General features: G+C 44.0%; 10 protein-coding genes. All 10 read left to right on the forward strand.

The window, feature by feature from the left end; all coding sequences use genetic code 11:
- The first annotated feature begins 212 nt into the window (after positions 1–212).
- Positions 213–506 (forward strand): hypothetical protein, encoded by a 294-nt coding sequence (locus NDQ71_RS22200; protein WP_301562763.1) that lies wholly within the window; start codon positions 213–215, stop codon positions 504–506.
- Between the two features lie 420 nt (positions 507–926).
- Positions 927–2,366, forward strand: a complete 1,440-nt coding sequence (locus NDQ71_RS22205) for a salicylate synthase (protein ID WP_301562764.1) — start codon at positions 927–929, stop codon at positions 2,364–2,366.
- A gap of 89 nt (positions 2,367–2,455) precedes the next feature.
- The gene (locus tag NDQ71_RS22210; protein ID WP_301562765.1) at positions 2,456–3,403 is read left to right on the forward strand and encodes an AMP-binding protein; all 948 of its coding nucleotides are present in this window, start codon (positions 2,456–2,458) and stop codon (positions 3,401–3,403) included.
- Between the two features lie 78 nt (positions 3,404–3,481).
- A complete protein-coding gene (locus tag NDQ71_RS22215; RefSeq protein ID WP_008467385.1) occupies positions 3,482–3,823 on the forward strand; it encodes a hypothetical protein in 342 nt (113 codons plus the stop codon).
- Entirely contained in the window at positions 3,820–4,065 is a 246-nt protein-coding gene (gene tnpB / locus NDQ71_RS22220) for an IS66 family insertion sequence element accessory protein TnpB (RefSeq protein ID WP_301562766.1), read from the forward strand. The genes NDQ71_RS22215 and tnpB overlap by 4 nt, the downstream gene beginning before the upstream one ends.
- 547 nt (positions 4,066–4,612) lie before the next feature.
- A complete protein-coding gene (ltrA, locus tag NDQ71_RS22225) occupies positions 4,613–6,292 on the forward strand; it encodes a group II intron reverse transcriptase/maturase (RefSeq protein WP_301561760.1) in 1,680 nt (559 codons plus the stop codon).
- A gap of 298 nt (positions 6,293–6,590) precedes the next feature.
- Positions 6,591–8,072: an IS66 family transposase gene (locus tag NDQ71_RS22230; RefSeq protein ID WP_301562767.1), complete on the forward strand. Its 1,482-nt coding sequence runs from the start codon at positions 6,591–6,593 to the stop codon at positions 8,070–8,072.
- Positions 8,011–12,378: an amino acid adenylation domain-containing protein gene (locus NDQ71_RS22235; protein ID WP_301562768.1), complete on the forward strand. Its 4,368-nt coding sequence runs from the start codon at positions 8,011–8,013 to the stop codon at positions 12,376–12,378. Before NDQ71_RS22230 ends, NDQ71_RS22235 begins: the two co-directional genes overlap by 62 nt.
- Positions 12,379–12,474: 96 nt before the next feature.
- The gene (locus NDQ71_RS22240; protein WP_301562769.1) at positions 12,475–17,925 is read left to right on the forward strand and encodes a type I polyketide synthase; all 5,451 of its coding nucleotides are present in this window, start codon (positions 12,475–12,477) and stop codon (positions 17,923–17,925) included.
- Positions 17,922–21,545: a non-ribosomal peptide synthetase gene (locus NDQ71_RS22245; RefSeq protein ID WP_192540191.1), complete on the forward strand. Its 3,624-nt coding sequence runs from the start codon at positions 17,922–17,924 to the stop codon at positions 21,543–21,545. Before NDQ71_RS22240 ends, NDQ71_RS22245 begins: the two co-directional genes overlap by 4 nt.
- Positions 21,546–21,553: the final 8 nt, after the last annotated feature.

Below are 21,553 nucleotides of genomic sequence, written 5' to 3' on the forward strand. Positions count from 1 at the left end.
AAGGGGCTTTACAGTCATCTTTGTAAAACAAGGGTTTTACAATTCAATCTTGAATGTAGCCACCAAGTAATATTTTCATTATATATAATGATAGTATTGGCTTTGTTAAGAGTGGTTTTTATTCGTGTTAGTGTTTTGGGAAACGTTGAGCATCATTTGTTTTTATCGTTTTGTCATAAGTATTTTGTTCAACCTTTTATTAAGAATTTAGCATGTATTTATCGGTAAAAAACAAAAAATCCTTGCAGCTTCATGCTGAAAATCTCACGGGATCAATCGAAGGATATCGACGGGAAGTTAACCGCTTTTTGACCAGACGGGTAGGCTGCGCCGACACGGCTGCTGATATCTTCCAATCTGTTGCAGAGAACTTGCTATATAAAAGTTTGAACCTGGCCTATTGGCTAATATTGCTCATTTTATTTAATTTTAAGTGGAATTTCGCTTCTTATTACTCAAGAGTGAATACTTTAGAGCGCTATTACGCTGGATTTATGATTGTTTAACTAAACTCGAAGGGCTCCAGTGACTTATGAAAGTCAGTAATCTTCATCAAGTACTCATTTTGCAGTATCAAATTTAGACTCTAGTGACAAAGTTGGGGGCATCGCTTTATCTCGGAACATCATCTCTTTAGATGACAATAATATTACATAAGTTGCTGTTTGGATTCATTGAGTCATTATAATTCGCATCTGCACAGATTTTTAAAGCTTTTCCTATCAAAGTTACCTTCATTAATTTTTTACATTAATTTTTCATTTATTTATTACGGGTAAAGCTATTGGGTGTGTCTACATTAGTATTGGAGTGCTGTGTCGAAGGATAGGAATGATGAGAAAAAGCTTAGATATGGCGTTATGAATACATCAAAGTACAGTTTTTAGGCTTAAATATCTTGAAGCCGTGAGGCAACTAACAATGTTGTGACCAACACAAAAAATGAAGCTGGACAACTCAAAGGAGGTGATATTGTGATTTATCCCGAACAAACTGAATTAGAGCGCAAATCAGATTGTGATGTGGCATTGAGCAGCATGCAGGCTGCGGTGTTTGAGCATACGTTTACATTACAACCAGCTGATCCACTTGCATTGATTGAGGCCCTAATCGGTGCAAAGTTAAGCGAAGATTACTATGTTTACGAAAAGCCGGCATCCGGTCTTTGGCATATAGCACTTGGTATTCAAGCCGCTTTGGTTATTACGTCGACAGAGGTGACAGAGACTAATCGTGATCAGCCGCCAGTCCATTATCCTTTGCAAGGAGAGGTGTCTGATCTTGCTCGTCGTTTTGTGAAATCACACGAAGTGAAGGGATGGAACATCTTTGGTCAAGCAGCATTTGAATATGCTGCACATATTCGTGAGGTGTCGGATTCATTACATCCATCAAAGGAAAAATGGCCTCTATTGAGTTTGGTACTACCCTACAGCGAAATAGTCATTAACCAGAACCATGTAGGTGTTCGCACACGAGATATTACAACATTAGCAAAACTACAAACCTTATTAACCTCAGAAGTCCAGCGCCAAGGAGAATATACGATGTCTCCGCTAGATACTCACTGTGGCAAAGCTAAACATCAAAAAGCGGCGCAAACTGTACTCGATGAAATCCATTCTGGGCGATGTGAAAAGATCACTCTTTCTCGTCAGGTTGAGGTCCCTGAACGTATCAATATGCTAGGCACTTATCTGCAGTCAAGACCAATACATACACCTTCTCGTTCATATTTAGTCAAATGTATGGGCCGTGAAGTTATGGGCTTTAGCCCGGAGCTTATAGTCGCTGTAAACGGGAGGGCTGTTTTAACCGAGCCTGTTGCAGGTACGCGTGCACTACACAGTTCATTGGCGGATAATGCGCAATTACGCCACGATCTCCAATCAGATCCAAAGGAAATTGTTGAACACGCCATTTCTGTGCGCGAAGCAGTAAGAGAGATGGAACTCTTTTCTGAAAGTGTTGTTGTCAATAAATTTATGACGACAATAGAACGTGGCAGCGTGCAGCATTTGGCTTCTGAAGTGAGCGGCGTCCTCAAGCAGGATAAAGACGCTTGGCATGCCTTTGATGAATTATTTCCCTCAATTACCGCCTCTGGTATCCCTAAAGCAGAGTCTATAGAAGCCATTTTACGTATTGAAGAAGCCCCTAGAGGGCTGTATTCCGGTGCAATTCTGATGTTGAACCAAAAGGAATTTGAAGCTTGTTTAGTATTGCGTTCGGCATTTCAAGATACTGCAAAGTCTTGGATACAGGCAGGATGCGGAATGGTTGGCCTTTCTATTCCTGAGCGAGAATTTACCGAAACAGTAGAAAAATTCGCAGGAATAGCTCCTTACATTGTTTGTGAAAACTAATGCGGCAGATCCGAAATTTTTGCAGTCGATAAGTGAATCACTATCGGCTATTGACCTGTATTCCTTTGCTATTTTTTGAGAGAACCTTGATGTTTGAACTGAATATTCCAGAAAAGCTTAATGTTGCATCCGTGTTCGTCGACAAGCACATAGAAGAAGGGCGTAGTGATAAGCCCGCAATTTATTGTGAAGAACGTGTGATCACTTATCGCCACCTTCATGAAAGTGTTAATCGCTTCGGTAATATCCTTCGGGATTTAGACATACATGCTGAAGATCGCATTGCGATGCTATTACCTGACATCCCAGAATTTGCATTTGCATTTTTTGGCACGATGAAAATTGGTGCAGTAGCAGTACCACTTAATACGCTGCTAGACAGTCCACAGTACCTACACTTCCTTAATGACAGTGGTTCGCGGATTTTGGTTGTTCACGACTCACTAGTAGATTTGTTGACCCCTATTTTAGATAAGCTAAAGTACCTCGAGCATATTCTAGTATGTGGTCAAGAGGCGACTGATTTTCCTAATCTTGAGATACTACTAGCTGATGCTTCCTCTGAACTTGAAGCGGCAGATACCCAGCGTCATGATGTTGCTTTTTGGCTCTATAGCTCGGGTACTACGGGATTACCCAAGGGGATAATTCACCGTCACCAAGATATGGTAGTGACATCAGAGCGTTATGCGAGGCAAACATTAGGGCTTACAGAGTCAGATACTTCGTTTTCTGTACCTAAGTTGTTCTTCGCTTATGGTCTCGGGAATAGTTTGTATTTTCCACTTTGGACAGGTGGGTCTGCGGTACTCTTGCCAGGCACACCAACTCCAGATGCTGTATTTAACATTATCGAACGCCATAAACCCACCGTATTTTATAGTGTTCCCACTAATTTTACTACATTACTACAGACTGCCGAACGAGATAACACTATCGACCTAAACAGTGTTCGCCTGTGTTTATCGGCTGCAGAACCATTACCCAAGCCACTATTCGAGCAATGGCAAACACGCTTTGGTTTGGAACTTCTGTAAGCGTCTAGCGAACCACACCTAGCATCGATGTTCTGATTATCTAAAAATACCTGCTCAATGATAAATTCGGAGCAGGTGATGAAAACTTACAGAACAAGCGCACAGTGGCAGCAGCTTTTGCTGAAACGCAGTACGTTTAGTGGTACTAATATTGAATTCTGCCAACACCATAATGTCGCTATTACGACTTATTATAAACAACGTGCTTTACTGGCAAAAGACCAGCCTAATTCCACCTTGCCAGTGCACACGCAGTGCCTTACATCATCACGTTTTGTCCAGGTAAAACAAACTACTGAAGTCTGCGCGCAAACTCGTCAAAATACGCTGCAGTTTGATACGCTAACCGGCCAACTCACGTTTCCTATCGATTTAGCGACGGCCGATATCGTTGCCATTATTAAAGGGCTAACGGTATGAGGATGTTCGTTGATGTACCCACCGTCTATTTATGTGCCGATGCCGTTGATTTTCGAAAATCAATTAATGGTCTGGCGGCGTTGGTGGAAGCAGAGCTTGAACTACCCGTGCTCAGTGGTGCGCTATTTGTGTTTTGTAATAAAGGCCGTGACAAACTCAAACTGCTTTACTGGGATAACACCGGTTTTGCACTGTGGTATAAGCGATTAGGTGCGACAAGAAGTCGCTTTGTTTACTGTTGAACTTTGATTCAACCCTTCGTATTGCCGAAGGTTTCCTATTTCGATATGCGTCACTAGCAATGGTGGGGTGTGAAGCTCGAAAGACAATGTAGCCTTAAGTTCAATAGTGATGTTGAACAAACTGCAAGCATCATGCGGTTGGGCCCTAGGAATTAATGGTATGTGTAATTAACTGAACAGTTGTAACTGTCGTCATTGTAAACAAGCTAAAGATGCTGACAAGCTTGAACCAAAAGGTGTGGTGGACAAGTTAACATGCTCTAGTCTCATGTTACGCAATTTAATGTGCCCCCGGCGGATTGACTGACACTAACCCATTATGTGAATAAAGCGGAACTTGGTAAGCCCGTATGCTCCCTCGTTGAGGTAGTTTCTTCGTAAGAATGAATGACGGGCATGCGGGTAAAGGACGATGGAGAAAGCGAATGCCTTGCTGTAATGGCAAAGATAGATGTATTGAACGTGACATCATGCGAAAGCATAGCCCACTTCCATCGAGTGGTTAATCACAAGAAATTTGTAATAAGATTTTAGCTTAGGAATGCAAATGAATTGCTCTTATGAACAATGTGCACCTATAAACGAAGCGCAATGCTGGTCTAACATCGATTGGAAGGCTGCAAAGCGCTACGTAGGATCATTGCAAGCGCGTATTGTGAAAGCAGTAAAGCAAGGGAGAAAAGGGAAAGTTAAAAGCCTGCAATGGTTATTGACTCATTCCTTTTATGCGAAAGCCCTTGCGGTTAAACAAGTAACGGAGAACAAAGGGCGTAAAACGTCTGGTGTTGATGGCGAAACATGGCAAAGTGCTACTAAAAAATGGCGAGCAATCTCATCGCTCAAACGCTCTGGATACAAGGCAAGTCCATTAAGGCGAGTCTTTATTCCAAAGTCGAATGGGCAGAAAAGACCTCTCGGTATCCCCACAATGCTGGATCGTGGGATGCAAGCACTATATTTGCTAGCCGTTGAGCCAGAAGTGGAGACAAACAGTGACGGCAATTCTTTTGGTTTTCGAAAACAAAGGTCTTGTGCTGATGCGATCGAACAATGCTTCAAAGTATTGTGTCGCAAACGTGCGGGAGAATGGGTGCTTGATGCGGACATTAAAGGTTGCTTCGATAATATCAGCCATGAGTGGATGCTAAAGCACTTAAACATCGACAAACCAATCCTTTCACAGTGGCTGAATGCTGGCTTTATGGAGTCTGGTAAGGTATATCCAACACTTGCAGGAACACCGCAAGGAGGAATAATCTCGCCGACGTTAATGAATATGGTATTGAATCAACTGCAAGGAACAATTGAAGAAGCTTCTGGTGTTAAAAGAGGTAAGCACCGTGAAATTCGTTCTAATGTTAAGAGAGTCTCTGTAATCAGATATGCCGATGATTTTGTTGTAACGGCTCATTCTCAAGCGTTTTTGGTAGATACAATATTGCCTTGTATTAATGAATTTATGTCCCAACGTGGTTTGGCATTATCGCCAGAAAAAACGCACGTTAGGCATATATCAGAGGGTTTTGATTTTCTTGGTCAAAATCTCAGAAAGTATAATGGCAAATTATTGGTCAAACCCAGTAGCAAAAGCGTTCTACATCTGATGAATAAGTTGAGACTTACGATCACCAAATATCGCTCTAGTCGACAAGACAGGCTAATCTTTCAGCTTAATCCAATATTAAGAGGTTGGTGCAATTATCACCGACACAGTGTCGCAAAGGAAGTATTTTGCAAGATTGACTCTGATATATGGTTGCTACTCTGGAAATGGGCATGTCGTAGACATCCTAGAAAAGGAAAATACTGGATTAGGGCTAGATACTTCCACTCTGTTGGGGCGCGTAATTGGACATTCTGCACCGGTGATAAACAAATAGGCTTATTTCGGTTAGCAGCAATGCCGATTGTGCGACATCCAAAGATCAATTCCGATGCAAACCCTTACGATCCGACACATGAAACTTACTTTGAATCTCGGCTTGATGTGTTAGTAAATTCTCGCAACAAAGAACGTCTGCATAGATTATTATCACGTCAAAATGGTGAGTGTTTGTATTGCAAAGAAAAAATAACGGCTAAAACTGGTTGGAATATTCACCGCCTAGTACCTTTATACTTAGGTGGTGATAATAAAGCGAGTAATACCGTGGTTGTTCATCCTTATTGCCATAACAGCATTCATAGGAGTCAAAATACTGCTGCGCCATCCTACATGGCGTTATAACGACTTGAGCGGTATGCGGGGAAACTCGCACGTACCGTTCTTAGAGGGCTGGGCTCGAGTAATCGGGTCTGGCTACTCGACATAAGCATAAGTTCAAATGGCCCAAACTCATGTCACCCACCATGACCTTAAGCGAGCAGCAATTACACTGGTTATTATCGGGTTATGATGTGATTGGACACAGTAAAATTGATGTCGCAGGTAAGCAAATGCTTTAATATTTGCGATCGATTGATGATCATCAAAGTGAGTTCAGTTAGCACTGCAAAGCCTTTGATGATGCCTTAAAATAGGCGTCATGAAAAATGAACTCGCCCTTAAACAGCGCATTGCTGAACTTGAAAAACTGTTAGCGCAGAAGGATGCCCAGATTGCGGCATTGGAAGAGCGCTGGAGCTTGGCCCAACAAAAACAATTCGGCAAAAGTGCTGAAGGCTTTGCCGGGCAAGGCGAGTTATTCAATGAAGTGGAAGAAATTGTTGAGGAAGTTGAGGCAGAGCAACAATCCATTAGCTATACCTGTAAAAAGCCGGTGCGTAAGCCACTGCCAAAAGACTTACCTCGTGAGCAGGTTATTCACGACATCATCGACAAAACCTGTGATTGCTGTGGCGGTGAGCTACATAAAATGGGTGAAGATAAGTCAGAAAAGCTTGAGTTCATACCCGCTAAAATCAAAGTGATTGAGCATATTAGGCCTAAATACGCCTGCCGTCACTGTGATAAATCCTCAACTCAGACACAGATTAAACAAGCCTCAATGCCTGCCATGCCCATCAACAAAGGCATTGCAACCAGCAGTTTGCTCAGTCAGCTTATCACCAGTAAATACCAATACGGGTTACCGCTGTATCGCCAGGAAGCGATGTTTAAGCAATACGGTATTGAACTCAGTCGACAGACCATGAGCAGCTGGATAGACAAATCAGCCACACTCTTCGCGCCATTAGTTGAACGGCTTAAAGCCGAGCTGTTAAAGCAACCCACGCTGTTTGCCGATGAAACGCCATTAAAGGTGGTGAAATCGGACAAAGTAAACAGTTACATGTGGGTGTATTGCTCGGGTCGAGATTCACCAGACCCGAATAATCCTATCCCTAATATCGTACTTTACGACTTCCACAATAGTCGCGCGGCCGCCTGCGTGGTCAATTATCTTGATGGATATCAAGGGTACTTGCACGTGGATGGCTATCAAGCCTATGCCAGAACAGAGGCAACCTTAATCGGCTGCTGGGCGCATGCTCGTCGTAAATTTATCGACGCGAAAAAGCTACAAGGTAAAAACAAAACCGGCAAAGCGGATGTGGTATTGAGCCTTATCCAAAAACTGTACGGCGTTGAGTCACGCATCAAAGATAAAAGTGTGGATGACAAATATACGGCAAGACAAGAGGTTAGCCTGCCTATTCTTAGCAAGCTAAGAATATGGCTTGAGCAGGATCAGCCAAATTTAGTGGGGAACAGCAAACTGATAGAGGCAGCTAATTACCTGGCAAATCAATGGCACAAGCTCATACGCTATGTTGATGATGGCCGACTTAGCATCGATAATAATAGAGCAGAACGCGCGGTAAAACCGTTTGTGATAGGCCGAAAGAATTGGTTATTTAGCCAAACGGCTAACGGTGCCCATGCTAGTGCCACCCTTTACAGCATTGTGGAAACCGCCAAGATAAATGGTCTAATCCCATTTAATTACATCTGTGCTTGCCTTGATGAACTGTGCCAGCCTGAGCCCGATATCGACAGCTTGTTACCCTGGAATTTTAAAACATAGGTGTAGTTCGCTAGACGCTCACGAACTTCTTGAAGGTATTGGTTCTACTGAGTCATTACATATCTTTATCTCCAATCGCGCTGGTAGCGCCAAAATTGGCAGTACAGGACAACTTGTACATGGGTATGAGGCGAAAATAGTTGATGATAATGGAGTTGAACTGCCTGTAGGCGAAAGAGGAACTTTATACATAAAAGGGGAGAGTATCACACTTGGATATTGGAATAATCCTGATAAGACTCAAGAAACCCTGAAGGGCGAATGGTGCAACACTCGAGATACTTTTAAAGTCGATGAGCAGGGGTATTATTATTACGTTGGCAGAGAAGACGACTTGATGAAAATTGGCGGCCAATGGGTATCGCCTAAAGATATTGAGTCGGTATTACAGGAACATCCATCGGTGCTGGAAACCGGGGTTGTAGGCTCCGTTGATGAAGGGATAATCACGCCTGTTGCTTATGTTTCTCTTAAAGATAGTTATACGGCGTCAGTAGAGCTGGCACTGGAGTTACAAGATTTTGTTCGGGAAAACTCGACTAAACATCATGCCTGCTGGATTGAATTTATCGATGAATTACCACAAACTACGGTGGGCAAGATCCAGCGCGTTGGTTTGCGCGAACTAGATGAACTACGCAAACAAAGCAGAAATCAGGTTGTCGCGTTTACAAATGAATTGGCGCAGTTAAATTCTGGTCGTGAGCTGCAAAACAAGCTTTTTGATTATGTCAAAACGCAAGTCGCAATTGCTTTTCGTCTTGATGAAACAACATTGCAAGACCCAACAGAAAGCTTTTTTGAGTTAGGAATGGACTCTCTTGCCGCTGTTGCATTGAGAAATCGCCTACAAACTGGCTTGGGGTGTACGATACCTTCTGCTGTATTATTTAAGCATGCTTCATTGGATGGCTTAACAGAGCACATTATTCAGGAAGTGTTAGTCCTGCCGAATAGTAAAACCGGGCCTGTGCAACATGCGCTAGTATCGAATGATACGCTACCGCAGCTTATACCATCACCACAAGAACGCTCTGAGCCTTTCCCACTTACAGACATCCAGCTTGCTTATATTTTCGGTCGTGGTGACACTTTCCTTGGTAACGTAGCCACGCACTGGTACACCGAAATAGATTGTGACTATGATGATGCGGCGCTGGCACGCTTTAATGCTGGATGGCAGCGATTGATAGAACGTCAAGATATGCTGCGAGCTGTGATGTTGCCTGATGGAAGGCAACAGATCTTAGACGATGTCCCACCTTATGTAATAGAAGTTACAGACCTTATTAATAAGCCAACTACGCTTGTTCAAAAACAACTGATAGCTACTCGAGATAAAATGTCTCATCAGATACTAGATCCTTATACTTGGCCGATCTTCGAGATTAAAGCAACAAGAATCAGCGAAAGTCGCACCCGGTTACATGTCGGGTTGGATCTTTTGATCATGGATGCATGGAGTATGTTTCTTATCTTCCGTGAACTTCACGATATCATTTACGAACCATGCAAGCTTGAGCCATTAGAAATCAATTTCCGAGACTATGTGTTAGCTGAGGAAGCTTATAAAGAGACCGAGCATTACCATAGGGCAAAAGAATATTGGTATGCGCGCCTTGATAACTTACCAGCCACACCGGACCTTCCTTTTGCGGTAAAGCCAGAAGCACTTATAAGTCATGAATTTACGCATAGAGGGATCACGGTACCTGCAAATACTTGGCGTCGCCTGCAAGACCGTGCTGCTAAAGTCAATTTAACGCCTTCTACTTTGCTATTAGCAGCTTTTGCTGAAGTATTAGCTATTTGGAGTAAAAACGCTCACTTTGTTATTAATATTACGTTGTTCACTCGTCAACCTTTACATCGTCAGATAAACGATGTGGTTGGTGACTTCACCTCTTTACTGCTGCTTGAGGTGAACCATAACATTGATGAACCTTTTATTGCACGTGCGCAGCGTATTCAACGGCAGTTGATGGATGATTTAGATCATAATGCTATTCATGGCGTGCAGGTACTACGGGAATTGGCAAGGCGACAAGGTGGCAATCAAAGAGCGGCCATGCCAGTGGTATTCAGCAGTACTTTAGGGTTAGGAACGCTTGGTGCCGATATGTCATCAGTGAGTCAATTCGGTGAGATTGCTTACACTGTCAGCCAGACGCCTCAAGTCTGGTTAGATTATCAGGTTTTTGAGAACAAAGGAGAGTTGATACTTAACTGGGATTGTATTGAAGAGCTGTTCCCTAAAGGACTTATTGATGACATGCTCGGTGCTTATAGCAAAATGTTGGAAGCATTAGCTCGCGATGACGTAGCTTGGCAACAACACGCTTTTCATCACCTTTTGATAGACAAGCAACTTACTGAACGCAAAGCAATTAATGAGACTTCAACCGACTTTTCTAACAAGTTACTCCACGAATTATTTATTGAGAATGCCGAACAACACCCTGATGCTTTAGCTGTGGTTTCCAACTCGTATCGTTTAAGTTATGGAAAGCTTTTAAACCTCGCTAAACGCACGGCACACTGGCTGCAACGCCATGGTGTAGTGCCAAACACTTTAGTGGCTATTGTGATGGAAAAAGGTTGGGAGCAAATAGCAGCTGTACTTGGCATCCTAATGGCTGGTGGAGCCTATCTTCCGATCGATGCTCATCAGCCAGCAGCACGTAGAGATCGGATATTAACGGATGGTCAAGTAACTCTCGCCTTAACTCAGTCTAAATTTGAATGTGAAGTACTACCTGAAGGGGTTGAGCTACTGACTATATCAGAAGATAACCTCAGTAATGAAACAGATCAGGTTGCAGAAGTAAAAATTGCTCCCGAAGATCTTGCCTATGTGCTTTATACCTCAGGTTCTACAGGAGATCCTAAAGGAACCATACTACCTCACCGTGGGCCTGTTAACACGGTTTTAGATGTCAATCGCAAATTCTCAGTGACAGAAAATGACAGGGCAATTTGCCTGTCGGCACTCCACTTCGACCTCTCCGTATATGATATTTTTGGTATTTTAGCGGCTGGCGGCACGTTAGTTATGGCAGAGCAGCAGGGATTGAGAGATCCCGCGCACTGGCATGAGCTGATGATCGAACATAAGGTGACAGTTTGGAACACCGTACCAGCGTTACAGCAGATGCTGGTTGATTATCTTGAACCCCGAAGCGAATTTATCCCCCCCAGTATGCGGTTGGTTATGATGAGCGGTGATTGGATCCCTGTTAACCTGCCTCGTCGTATTCGTAATCTATGGCCACAGATGATGATTGTGGGACTTGGCGGTCCGACAGAAACCTCCATTTGGAATAATTATTATGTTATTGAAGAGGTTGAGTCTCATTGGCAAAGCATCCCCTACGGCAAGCCACTTGCTAACCAAACATTACATGTTTTTAATCAAGCTCTTAAGCCATGTCCTGTTTGGGTGACAGGTGATCTTTATGTTGGCGGTCGTGGTGTTGGCAAAGGTTACTGGGGAGATGAACAAAAAACCAAAGCATTATTTATACATCATCCTGAAACTGGTGAACGCCTATACAAAAGTGGTGATCTAGCTCGCTATTTACCTGATGGCAATTTGGAGATCATGGGGCGAGCCGACTTCCAAGTGAAGATCCGTGGACACCGCATAGAGCTTAAAGAGATTGAGTCGCTCTTGAGTGATTACCCGAGTGTTCGGTCTGCTGTGGTTATTGCACATGGAAATGAGCAAAATCTCCAGTCCCTTGCCGCTTTTGTGGTAGTTGACAACGGCGAAGTGCTGATTCAAACCACGCACGTCAACCTAATCAAAGCGCTTAAATCTCACCTAGGGACATTGCTGCCAGCTTACATGGTACCTACCACGATAACAATTCTCGATGCCTTGCCATTATCCTCTAACGGCAAAGTTGATCGTAACGCATTACCCGCTCCAGATATGTCTCAAATTGATGAGCCAAGTGAGCAAAACCAACCTGAAACCGAGCTGGAGCAAAGACTTGCTGAAGCTTGGGGGGAATTGTTGCAGTGCGATAGCGTCGGTATTTACGACAGCTTTTTTGACGTTGGTGGTGATTCTGCATCTATTGTCCAACTACACGCGAAGCTTTGGGAATCTCTTGGCCGAGAAATACCAATCACAAAGCTTTTTGAACACCCAACCATTCATGCATTAGCTGGATATCTTGGTGGAGATGAATTAGCGACCCAGACAGCAAGAAACTCCAGAGTAGACAAACGCCGTACGAGTAGGCACTCGGCAAAAGAGCAAAGGCAGGCAAGGAAACGCAGCCGAGCGGAGAGCTCATGAGATGATCATTAAAAATACTGTGGCGGTGTCGATTCAACAGCGCACAAAGCACTTTAAAGGCTGGAAAGAGCAAATTAAATTAAGGGAAATAACACAATGACGATTTCAGATTCGATTAACGACTCAGATATTGCTGTAATTGGATTGGCTTGCCGTTTCCCTGGGGCTCAAACCGTCGAGAAATTTTGGGATAACTTGAAAGGTGGTGTCGAGTCTATCACTACGTTCTCAGATGAGGAGCTAAAAAAAGCAGGTGTTAGTCCCACGGTCTTGGCAAGACCTGACTATGTAAAATCAGGCTCCATACTTGAGGATATTGATAAATTCGATGCCAATTTTTTTGGTTTTTCTCCTAAAGAAGCACAAACTACAGATCCACAACAGCGCATATTTTTGGAGTGTGCTTGGGAGGCAATAGAAGACGCAGGTTATTCTGCTAATAAAGATGAATATTCCATAGGGGTCTATGCTGGCGCAGGAATGACCAGCTATTTTTTTGAACGTGTATCAGCCGAACTGCCATTTTTGGAAGCTGAAGCTTTTTCGGCACTGCTTGGTAATGATAAGGATTATTTGGCCACGCACGCATCATACAAGCTTAATCTTAAGGGTCCCGGAGTCAGCATTCAAACGGCTTGTTCAACATCTCTTGTTGCAACCCACATGGCTTGTCAAAGCCTTATCAATGGCGAGTGTGATATCGCATTAGCTGGTGGTGTTTCGGTTCGCACACCACATAAAAGTGGTTATTTTTATCATGAAGCAATGATGTTGGCACCGGATGGTCACTGTCGCGCTTTTGATGTTGACTCACAGGGAACGGTACCTGGTAATGGTGCGGGTGTTGTTGCCTTAAAACGTCTTGATGATGCGCTTGCTGACGGTGACACCATTTATGCCGTGATTAAGGGCTCAGCGATTAACAATGATGGTGCGGGCAAAGTTGGTTTCACTGCGCCAAGTGTTGAAGGGCAGGCTGCTGTGATTTCTGAAGCCCAAGCTATTGCAAGCATAGACCCTGAAACTATTTCTTACGTAGAAGCACATGGTACTGGTACAAAACTTGGCGATCCCATAGAGATTGCAGCGCTGACCAAAGCATTTTACTTTGGCACTGACAAAAAAGGTTTTTGTCCGATTGGTACAGTAAAATCCAATTTTGGTCACTTGGACGCAGCTGCAGGTATCGCTGGTTTAATTAAAACTGTGTTGGCATTGAAGCATAAGCAAATCCCGCCAAGCTTGCATTTTAATAAAGCCAATCCAAGTATCGACTTTTCTAATACACCATTTTACGTGAATACCGTGCTGATGCCGTGGCAAAGCGGGAAAGTGCCACGCCGTGCTGGCGTTAGCTCCTTTGGGATGGGAGGAACCAATGCGCATGTGGTGTTAGAAGAGGCACCAACCATGGATGCAAGGTCGCAAAATCGTCATATTGAACGTCCCCTCCATTTGCTGACTCTGTCTGGTAAAACGACGAATGCACTACGGCAGCAGGCCCATAATTTGGCAAGACACCTAAAGGACTATCCTAGTGCTTCTTTGGCTGATGTTTGCTACACAGCGGCAACTAAACGCCACCATTTTGAACATCGGTTGAGCTTGACTGCTGGCACTTATGAGGAGGCTTTACAACAGCTAGAATGCCGCCATTATCTCACTGCAAAAGCTCGCGAGAAAGCGCCAAAGCTGGCATTTTTATTTTCTGGGCAAGGATCCCAGTATCTGGCGATGGGAAAAACGCTATTTGAAACTCAGCCGTTGTTCCGTGCAGAGCTCGAACAGTGTGATGTCGTTTTACGTGATTTAGACGTGCCACTGTTAGATTTACTTTATGGTGAAAAATCAAACACTGAAACCTTGAATCAAACTATGAACACCCAACCTGCGCTGTTTGCTATTGAATACGCACTTGCAAAGCTTTGGCTATCTTGGGGGGTACGGCCAACCGTGTTGATGGGACATAGTGTTGGCGAGTATGTGGCAGCATGTATAGCAGGTGTTTTTAGCTTGGAAGATGGTTTAAAGCTCATTACAGCTCGTGGGCGGTTGATGCAATGCTTATGTTCGCGTGGAGATATGGTGGCATTGCCAGTCAATGAAGCAAAAGCGCAAGAGCTGATAGCTCCCTTTGCGGATTTGATCTCGCTAGCCGCAATTAACGGCCCGGAAAATACCGTTGTGTCTGGCGAATCTCAGTCAATGGCACGGTTTGTCAAAGGTTTGGCTGAACATGGAATACAAAGCAAAGCGTTATCAGTTTCTCACGCTTTTCACTCAGTGATGATGGAACCAATGTTGGATGAATTTGCAAAAGTGGCGAGGACCATTCGCTTTGATAAACCAAAGATACCAATTTGCTCAAACGTAACAGGAAAGATGCTTACCGAGGAGTTGCTATCTCCTGATTACTGGGTGCGGCATGTACGCCAACCGGTACGTTTTTCATCCGGTATAGAAACACTACAAACTCATGGAGTTAGCGCATTTTTGGAGATTGGTCCTAAGCCTATTTTACTGAGTATGGCTGAGCAACTTTTGGTGAATGACGTGGATCATATTTACCTTCCCAGTTTGCGTGAAGCACTTGATGACTGGCAACCGCTATTAGAGAGCCTTGGACGTTGGCATATACACGGTGGCGAAGTAGATTGGCAAAGGTTTGATGAGGGATATGGGCGTTCTAAAGTCTCGCTACCTCTTTATCCATTTCAGCGTCAACGATACTGGATGCCCCCTTTAAGTACTGTTACAGATATAATTCAAGACTCGTCTGTACACCCTTTGCTTGGTCAGCAGTTACAACTAGCAGATACCGATAAGATCCGCTTTGCCAACAATATGGGAGCGAAAACGGTGCCGTGGCTTGTTAGTCACCACGTATTTGGCTCTGCTGTTTTACCTGCCACAGGCTATTTAGAAATGGCATTTTCTGCTGGTATGGCGTGCCAAGATATGCAAAATCCCAAGTCTAGCAGTCTTATTCTTCAAGATATCTCGTTTGAGCAGGCGCTGATTTTGTCTGAGCACGATACTTCATCGCTTCAATTGGTGATGTCAAAAGTGGGCGCAACAAGTGATGAAGGTCAAAATTTCCAGATCTTTAGTCAAGATGAGCACAGCCAATGGATATCGCATGTAAGAGGGACGTTAGTAGCTAGACAAGCTAATTCTCAGCCCCAACCTATCAATCTTGAACAGCTATTGTCTGAGTGCCTCGGTGTATTGTCTGTGACAGAATTATACGCATTATGGAAGGCTCGAGGTTTGCATTTTGGCTCTGATTTTCAAGCTCTTGAGCAAGTGCAACAGGGTGAAGGGCTTGCTATAGGGAAGGTTACTCTGCCGGAGTCGTTGCTTGGTGGTGACACATCTCTAGATACCCAAGGACGAAGAATTCACCCAGCTATGTTGGATCTTTGTTTACAGGTCATGTTTGTCAACATGTTCGACCCTGCAGATAAAACCGACAAAGTTTGGCTGCCAGTGTCGATGAAAAAAGTGCAGGTTTATGGTGCCGCAAACAATACCCTATGGAGTGTGGTAAAAGTAGTCGATACCGCTGAAGTGAGCTTGGATACACAAAGTTTAACCCTGAATATTTTGGTATGTGACGATGCTGGTAAAGTAGTTGCCAGTATAGAGGGATTAACGGCTGTGCGCATAGCAGGTAAGACGCTGCGTAGTCATTTTGGTAAGGAAATAGAAGACTTTTACGAATTGAATTGGGTGCCATCATCTGAGCCTGCTATACAGGAGCAGAAAACAGGCACTGGCCATTGGTTGGTATTTGCAGACAGGTCTGGAGAGGGAGAGGCTTTAGCGGCATCACTTCAGCAGCAGGGTGATAGTTGCACCTTAGTCTACAACCAAAGCGCATCAAATGACGAGAATGTAAAGGGGGATTACAGCACTCTCAATTGTCGGGAAATATACCATATCGACCCTAACAAGCTCAGCGACTTTGAACAGCTTTTTGAACAACTTAACGAAAGTAAAAGAGAACCTCTTAAGGGAGTTGTGCACCTTTGGAGTTTAGATGTCTTACAGGTACCTGAATTAACGCTAGAGGCATTGAGCCAGGCACAAAAGCTAATCTGCGGTAGTGTATTACACCTACTACGAACATTCTCTGATCTACAGCATGCAAAGTTATGGTTGGTTACGCGTCACGCTGTGAATTTGTCGGGTGAAATAAGTGAATTAGCTGTTTGTCAGGCACCACTGTGGGGCCTTGCTAAGGTCATATCACAAGAGTATCCGAAGTTTTGGGGTGGGATTATAGATGGTCCATCTCAATGCGACTTACTTCGTGAAATCACAGTCTTCGCAAGCTGCGATAAAACCGAAGATCACATTGCTTATCAGGATGACAGGCGCTATGTCGCTAGAATGCAAAAAAGCCCCACGCTGCCGCAGCAAGGAAAAGTAGAGCTGTCTGCTGATAAGAGCTACCTAATTACAGGAGGCTTAGGCAAGCTAGGATTACATTTGGCTCGCTGGTTGGTGGAAAAAGGAGCGTGCAATATCGCGTTGGTAGGGCGGAGCACGCCTTCTGACTATGCACAAGCTGAGATTGCAAAGCTACAGCACTTGGGAGCCAATATCTTAGTTATCAAAGCTGATGTTGCCAATCCAGCCGATGTTTCTCGGGTTTTCCATCAAATCAACTTAGATATGCCGACATTAAAGGGCATTATTCATGCAGCAGGAGTGATTGACCGTAAAGCACTGCATCATCAAAGTTGGTCTCAGTTTAGTCAAGGGATGGCTGCAAAAGTTGAGGGGAGTTGGAATTTACATCATCACACGCAGTCCTTACCGCTAGACTTCTTTGTACTCTTCTCTTCGTCAGCTGCGCATTTAGGTGGCCTCAATATGGCCAGTTATGCCGCGGGTAACGCTTTTATTGATGCGCTCGCACAATATCGCTATCAACAAGGACTCACCGCACTAAGTATTAATTGGAGTTTTTGGGCTGATGGAGGTATGTCAGACAGCATTGAGGCTGAGGACAGTTTGAGTAAATTCATGATGTCCACAGATCATGGCTTGTCGACTCTTGAATCGTTACTTAGTAACCCTCAACAAGGCCGAGCGTTTGTGTTTCCTGGTGGGTTAGCTACGTTTTTAGCGGATTTTTATCCTGGAGAAATTCCAGCGTTTTTACTTGAGCTGGATCAGAAAGACTCACAGGATGCTAGCGCTATGACTATTAAACACCAGCTAGAGCAAGCGAGTTGGCGACATCACGATGAGATCTTAGAGCGTTTTATTCGTGAAAAGTTAGGGTCGGTCCTTAAACTAAGCCCCGCACAAATTGACTCACAACAACCACTGAATTCGATGGGGCTAGACTCGTTGATGACCGTTGGTTTAGGGAACCATATCCGTTCAGAGTTAGGTGTAGATATAGCCATCACTACATTAATGGGGGATGGGACTACATTGCTTGATTTGCTTGCAGAGCTTAATCCTTTACATGACCGTAATAGCAAACCACAAGATGCGCTAAAAGAAGGGGAAAAGGAGTTTAAGATATGAGTGTTGTGCAAACGGTACGTACCTTATTGGCCGACCTTAAGGAGATTAACTGTCGAATTTGGGTGGAAGGTGGGGATTTAATGGTGCGAACGACGGGATCAGGGATCACTCCAACGCTAAAAGCGCAATTGCAAGCCAATAAACAAGACATAATTGCTTATTTAACCTCGCTCAGCGATGCAGTATCAGAGACGCGAATGGCGTCCACCCTTGAAACCCGAGATATGTTAGAGCATTCAATTCAGTTGCCAGCGCTTGTGAAGCAGGAACAAGTAGAAACATATGAATTATCTTACGGTCAAAAAGCTTTTTGGTTTTTGTATCTAAATGCTCCCAAAAGTCCTGCGTACAATGTAACCATGCACTGGCGTATTTTATCTTACTTGCATGTACCTACACTGAAATTGGCGCTACAGACACTGGTTGATCGCCATCCATCATTGCGAAGCACATTTTCTGTTCGCAATGGTGAACCAATGCAAACAATACATCCCCATCAAAGTGTGTGTTTTGAAGAGTTTGATGTGGTGGGTGAAAGTGACGAGCAGGTATATCAACGGGCACGCGCCTCTTATTTGCGCTTATTTGATTTAGAGAATGGTCCATTGCTTCGGGCCAGTTTATTTAAACAAGCTGTAGATAAGCATATTTTGCTGATAACCACACATCACATCATTTCAGATGGTTGGTCGTTTTGGAATTTGATGTCGGAATTCTTAACGCTGTATCCAGAGCTAAAAGCTGGGAAACCCGCTAATTTTCCTCCACTTACCTGGCAATATCAAGACTTTGTTAGTTGGCAAAGTAAGTTGGTTTCTAGTGAAGGGGGGGAGCGGTTATGGAAATACTGGCAGAAGCAGTTGGCTGAGCAACCTCCAAGTCTAGATTTGCCTGCTGATAGACAGCGCACATTATCGCAGTCTAATAATGGGGCTTCTATTATATTTACTTTACCAAAGGCGCTGACTCAAAAACTTAAAACACAGGCTCGTACGTCTGGACATACCTTGTATGTGATGTTGGTTGCCACCTTTCAGGTATTACTTCATCGCTATACTGGACAGAATGACATTTGGGTAGGATCTGCCGCAGCAGGCCGCAGTTTAGTTGAATTTAAAGATATTTGTGGATGCTTTTTTAATTTTATAGTGCTACGCGCAAAGCTAGATGCTGAGCAAAATTTCGCTCTGTTTCTTCGTCAGGTGCAAAAAAACACGTTAGAAGCCTTGGCTCATCAAGACTATCCTTCTTTGTTGCTAATAGAGCGTCTGAAACCGCGAAGAGACAGTAATAGCTTCCCTCTGTTTCAAGTTGAATTTAACCTACAGCAACCTCAAGAAGATGATGATTTGGCGCCATTTTTCTTGGGTGCTGATGAGAGCTATACACTCAAGCGTGGTGAACTGACACTGAAGCCTTTCAGGATGACACAACAAGAAGGACAGTTTGATTTAAGTATTGATCTTATTGATGTGGCGGGAGAGTCTTTATCTGGGATATGTCGGTACAATTCAGATTTGTTTGATGCCTGCAGAATAAAGCGTTTGCTTGGGCATTATGAAACCTTGTTAGAGGCGGTGGCGGAAGATCCTCAGACTAAAATCGCTCAGTTGCCGCTGTTAACACCACCAGAGCAACAGCAGTTGTTACAAGAGTGGAGCAACATCGCGATGGCGTCTATTGACGCTCCTCAAAGCTGTGTTCATACGCTGTTCGAACAACAAGCTGTTTGCAACCCTGATGCCATAGCGCTGACATTTAGGCATCAGCAAATAAGTTATGGTGAACTTAATGTACGTGCCAATCGTCTCGCTCATTATCTTCGTATGCAAGGCGTGGGACCTGAAATACGCGTTGGTTTATTTTTAGAGCGATCCATTGATGTTGTGGTCGGATTAATGGCCATTCTGAAAGCCGGTGGTGCTTATGTTCCGTTGGACCCTGATTACCCACTTGAGCGCCTCTCTTTTATGGTTGAAGACGCGGACCTTAGGGTCTTGGTTTGCCACGATGAAACTAAATCTAAATTACCTAAAAGTACAGTGAACGTACTAGATATTACCGCCGAAACCGAAGTGATAGCACGACAAAGTAGTGCTAATCCGGAGACCTTAACTGGAGTGCAAAACCTCGCCTATATTATTTACACTTCAGGCAGCACAGGTAAACCAAAAGGAGTTTGTGTAGAACACAGGAATGTGGTGCGACTTTTCCAATCTACAGAGCAAACTTTCCATTTCGGTAAGCAAGATGTGTGGACACTCTTTCACTCGCACGCATTTGACTTCTCAGTATGGGAGATTTGGGGGGCATTAATTTACGGTGGGTCACTGGTGATAGTACCCTATATGACTACGCGCTCTCCTTCGCTGTTCTATGAATTGCTCATAGAACAAGGTGTCACTGTGCTTAATCAAACGCCATCTGCGTTTTATCAGCTGATTGAGTATGAGCAAACGCTACATGCTCACATTGCTGAACAGTTATCGCTTCGCTGGGTGATCTTTGGAGGTGAGGCTCTTACACCTTCTCGGCTTAAACCTTGGTTTGAACGCCATGCTGAACAAAGGCCAACTTTAGTCAATATGTATGGGATCACTGAAACGACAGTACATGTGACTTTGCATATCCTCACTGCAAGCGACACAGATAAGCGAGCCAGTAACATTGGCAAACCAGTCTCGGATCTGAATGCTTACATTCTTGACCAGTGGCAACAACCTGTACCGATAGGGATCCCCGGTGAGCTCTATGTTGGTGGTGGGGGAGTTACTCGAGGGTACTTTAATCGACCTGAGCTAACTGCAGAGCGGTTTATTGAAGGTGTATTTAAGCGTGATGACAACACACGCCTTTACCGTACCGGTGATCTTTGCCGATGGTTACCTGATGGGGATATCGAATATCTTGGGCGGGTTGATACACAGGTGAAGATTAGAGGGTTTCGTATCGAATGTGGCGAGATTGAGAACACTTTACGGTGCCATGCACATATTCAGGATGCAGTGGTAGGTGTTGTGGGTGAAGATGACAACAAGCAACTTGTCGCTTGGCTAGTTGGCTTCCCGATTACGACAAGCCAAAGCGATGAACCTCTTGAACTTGCTAAGGATGAGTTACGTGCTTATCTACGTACTTCGTTACCTGAATGGATGCTCCCTTCACGGTTTGTTTTGGTTGAGGATTTGCCCCTCACACCAAGCGGAAAAGTAGACCGTAAAGCATTATCTGCATCAGAAATCACACTAAAAGATGTAAAGACCGATGTCGTGCTACCAGAAACTGACCTCGAGCGAACATTAGCAGATATTTGGTGCGAATTACTGACACGTAAAGATATTGGTATCCATGAGAATTTCTTTGAAGCAGGTGGTAATTCAATGTCTATTGTTCGACTTCAGTCCAAGCTGAGAGAGCAAATTGACATAGAAGTCGCGGTAGCGAAACTATTCGCCAATCCCACTATTTATACTCAAGCTCGTTACCTAACTGGGAGCCAACATAAACGAACCACTCGCAGTAGAGCCGGTGAGCGGCGTACCCGTCAAGAGTTGATGAAAAAGCAGCAACAGGCGCGGCAACAACGTCGTTCGAGTCGCCAGACTGACATTAAGTGTTAAATAAGGAA

Source organism: Pseudoalteromonas sp. KG3 (genome assembly GCF_030436385.1).
In the GTDB taxonomy this organism is placed as follows: domain Bacteria; phylum Pseudomonadota; class Gammaproteobacteria; order Enterobacterales; family Alteromonadaceae; genus Pseudoalteromonas; species Pseudoalteromonas prydzensis.